At 51.9% G+C, this 3,418-nt stretch carries 3 protein-coding genes; 2 read left to right on the top strand and 1 reads right to left on the bottom strand.

All coding sequences use genetic code 11. The features are described from left to right. Positions 1-30 precede the first annotated feature (30 nt). Positions 31-1,065, bottom strand: a complete 1,035-nt coding sequence (locus B3P58_RS05665; RefSeq protein WP_230332035.1) for an NADP(H)-dependent aldo-keto reductase — start codon at positions 1,063-1,065, stop codon at positions 31-33. Between the two features lie 365 nt (positions 1,066-1,430). Here B3P58_RS05665 and B3P58_RS05660 point away from each other — a divergent pair, with 365 nt between their 5' ends. Together B3P58_RS05660 and B3P58_RS05655 are read left to right on the top strand one after the other, a co-directional pair. Beyond that, entirely contained in the window at positions 1,431-2,312 is an 882-nt protein-coding gene (locus B3P58_RS05660) for an SDR family oxidoreductase (RefSeq protein WP_230332034.1), read from the top strand. A gap of 15 nt (positions 2,313-2,327) precedes the next feature. Next, a partial coding sequence (locus B3P58_RS05655) for an acyl-CoA dehydrogenase family protein (RefSeq protein ID WP_286716463.1) occupies positions 2,328-3,418 on the top strand: 1,091 nt, incomplete at its 3' end.

Here is a 3,418-nt window from a genome sequence, read left to right as displayed (position 1 = left end):
CTGATTAAAAACTATGGGACAGTAGCGGGATCATGGGCAAGGATTGGAATGCACTTTATGAATGGCATTAATGCGTTCAAGTATCTCCGCCGTTAATACCACATCCTCCGAATCAATATTTTCCTGCAACTGCTCCATAGTAGTCGCGCCAATAATATTCGAAGTCACAAAACCCTGCTGAGTAACAAAGGCCAGCGCCAGAGTCACCGGACTGATTCCCAGATCCGTTGCCAGGTCGACGTATTTCTGCACCGCCTGTTCCGCATGCTCACCCTTATAACGGCTGAAACGTTCGAACAAGGTGATGCGCCCTTTAGGCGGCAGCTGGCCGTTCAGGTATTTACCACTGAGCACACCAAAGGCCAGCGGCGAATATGCCAGCAAACCAACCTGTTCGCGGTGAGAGACTTCCGCCAGGCCAACTTCATAGCTGCGGTTCAGCAGATTATAAGGATTCTGAACGCTCAGAGGTCGCGCCCACTGATTCTGATCAGCAATCTGCAGCACCTTCATCGTGCCCCAGGCGGTTTCATTCGACAGACCGTAATGGCGGATTTTGCCTTCGTTAATAAGTTCCTGCAGCGCGCTCAGTGTTTCTTCCAGCGGTGTGCTTTCAAGCTCCTGATGTTCGTAGCCCAGTTTGCCAAAAAAATTGGTTGGCCGTGCCGGCCAGTGCAGCTGATACAGATCGATATAATCGGTCTGTAAACGTCGCAGGCTGTTTTCTACAGCTTCACGGATATGTGCACGGGTCAGTTGTGGCCCATTGCGCAGATGAGTCATCCAGTCACCCGGGCCCGCTACTTTACTGGCCAGAATAACCTTGTCGCGGTTTCCGCTTTTAGCAAACCAGCTGCCGATGTACTGCTCAGTACGCCCCTGGGTTTCGCCCTTCGGCGGTACCGGATACATCTCAGCGGTATCGAAGAAATTAATACCACGCTCCAGCGCATAATCCATTTGCTGGTGTGCTTCCGCTTCCGTGTTCTGCTCACCCCAGGTCATGGTCCCCAGGCAGAGTTTGGTTACCTGTAAATCGCTGTTACCCAATGGTCGCTTTTGCATCCGTTATTCTCCGCTGCCAGTTTAATGGCCGCATTATGAAGAACTGAGCAGCAACTGATAACCCTGAACGCCTGAACACCCTATGCAGGAAATATGAACAGTAGCGTTTCAATAAAAATCGACTTGATAGATAACGGTATAAAATTTATCAAGCGCAGCGGCCAACACGCAACGACCCTCAGCCCCTGACGAAACCGTTCCAGGGTTACAGTTACACGAAAGATAACGGTATAAATAAAAACAGCATGGCGACAAACGACCGTTGCCTACCAAGCACTTGCTTGGTAATTTGATTTTAATAACGATATTTAAATAACAGCAACCGGCCAAACAGGCCGGTACCACGCACACCATGGGGACGCTTTATGCCGTATCAATCAACGCTGCGCGCCGGCATCTTTGCCGGCAAAACCTTAATTGTTTCCGGAGGCGGCAGTGGCATTGGCCGCTGCACTGCCCACGAACTGGCTTCTCTGGGCGCCAACATTGTGCTGATCGGGCGCAACGAAGACAAACTGCACAGGGTATTGGGCGAAATTCTCGAAGATGGCGGTCAGGCCTGCTGCTACAGCCTGGATATCCGCGATGAAGAAGCCGTGACCGCCACCATTGCCACCATTGTGGCTGAGCACGGCCCGATAGCCGGTCTGTTTAATAACGCCGGCGGCCAGTTCCCCTCCCCGCTTGAGTTTATTAACAAAAAAGGCTTTGAAGCGGTACTGAATACCAACCTTACCGGTACCTTTTTGATGATGCGCGAAGTCTATCGTCAGTCGATGCAGAAATACGGTGGCGCCATCGTCAATATGACCGCCGACAACCTGAACGGCATGCCGGGAATGGGGCATTCTGGGGCTGCCCGTGCCGGGGTAGAAAACATCACCAAAACCGCGGCCTGGGAATGGGGAAAAAGCGGCGTACGGGTTAATGCCGTCGCACCAGGCTGGGTTGCCTCCAGTGGCTTTGATACCTACAGCCCGGCAATGCAGAAAACCATCCGCAACCTGCGCCATCACGTACCGCTGAAACGCATCGCGACCGAAGCCGAAATCAGTTCTGCTGTCTGTTTTTTATTAAGCGAAGGCGCCAATTTTATCAGCGGTGTCTGCCTGCGTGTCGATGGCGGATCATCGATGGGTTCGGCACCGGCCATTATTCCGCTGCCGGATAAACCTGCCACCAACAGTGAATCATTCAACGGTTTTCATCGCTATGAATTACCCGATGTGCTGAAAAATAACGACTAACGGAAGGAACCTCATATGCTGACGTTTGACTCGCTGCGATTAGCCAGCCCCTATTACAACGACAACCATGCCGAATGGCGCAGCCAGCTGCGTAAATTTGTCGAACGCGAAATAATGCCCCATGTCGACGACTGGGAAGAAGCCTGTGATTTACCGCAAGCGCTGTGGCATAAAGCGGCCGAGGTCGGCCTGCTGCAACTGGGCTATCCGGAACAATACGGTGGTCTGACTGAAGGCACCGATATTTTTCATACCATTATTGCCGTGGAAGAACTCAGCCGTACCGGCGCCGGTGGTATTTATGCCACATTAATGGTGCATGGTATTGGCCTGCCACCGGTCGTGCATTTTGGCAGTGATTATTTAAAAAACATGGTCATTGCGCCGGTATTAAGTGGCGAAAAACATATTTCATTGGCCATTACCGAACCCGGCGGCGGTTCAGACGTTGCCAACCTCAGCACCAGTGCCGTGCGCGATGGCGACCACTATATTATTAACGGCAGCAAAACCTTTATTACCGGTGGTATCCGTGCCGACTGGTACACCGTTGCCGTGCGTACCGGCGGCGAAGGTGTGGGCGGTATTTCCATGATATTAGTGCCGGCCGACGCCGCAGGCTTCAGCCGTACGCCATTAAATAAAAAACAGGGTTGGTGGTGTTCGGACACAGCGACCTTGTATTTCGATAATGTACGGGTACCGGCCAGTTATTTAATTGGCGCTGAAAATCAGGGGTTTATGCCCATCGTACATAATTTTAATAATGAACGGCTGGCGTTAACCGCCGGTGCTTTAGCCAGTGCCAAAGTCTGTATCGAAGAAGCTGCCGCCTGGGCAAAAGAGCGCAAAACCTTTGGTAAACCACTCAGCAAACATCAGGTTATCCGCCATAAATTTGCCGAAATGGTGCGCCAGGTGAATGCAACTCAGGCTTATATGGACAGCTGCGCCTGGCAGATTCAGAACGGCAAAGCCAAACCCGCCGATATTGCCTTATTAAAGGTGCAGGCCACCATGGTGATGGAATTCTGTGCCCGGGAGGCATTGCAGATATTAGGTGGTGCGGGCTATATGCGCGGCTGTAAAAGCGAGCGCATTTACCG

The sequence above is a fragment of the Thalassolituus sp. UBA2009 genome (assembly GCF_002335285.1).
Lineage (GTDB): Bacteria > Pseudomonadota > Gammaproteobacteria > Pseudomonadales > Oceanobacteraceae > Venatoribacter > Venatoribacter alkanivorans.
The sequence above is the reverse complement of the archived record's forward strand: the minus strand, read 5'-3'. Positions and strand labels throughout refer to the sequence as shown.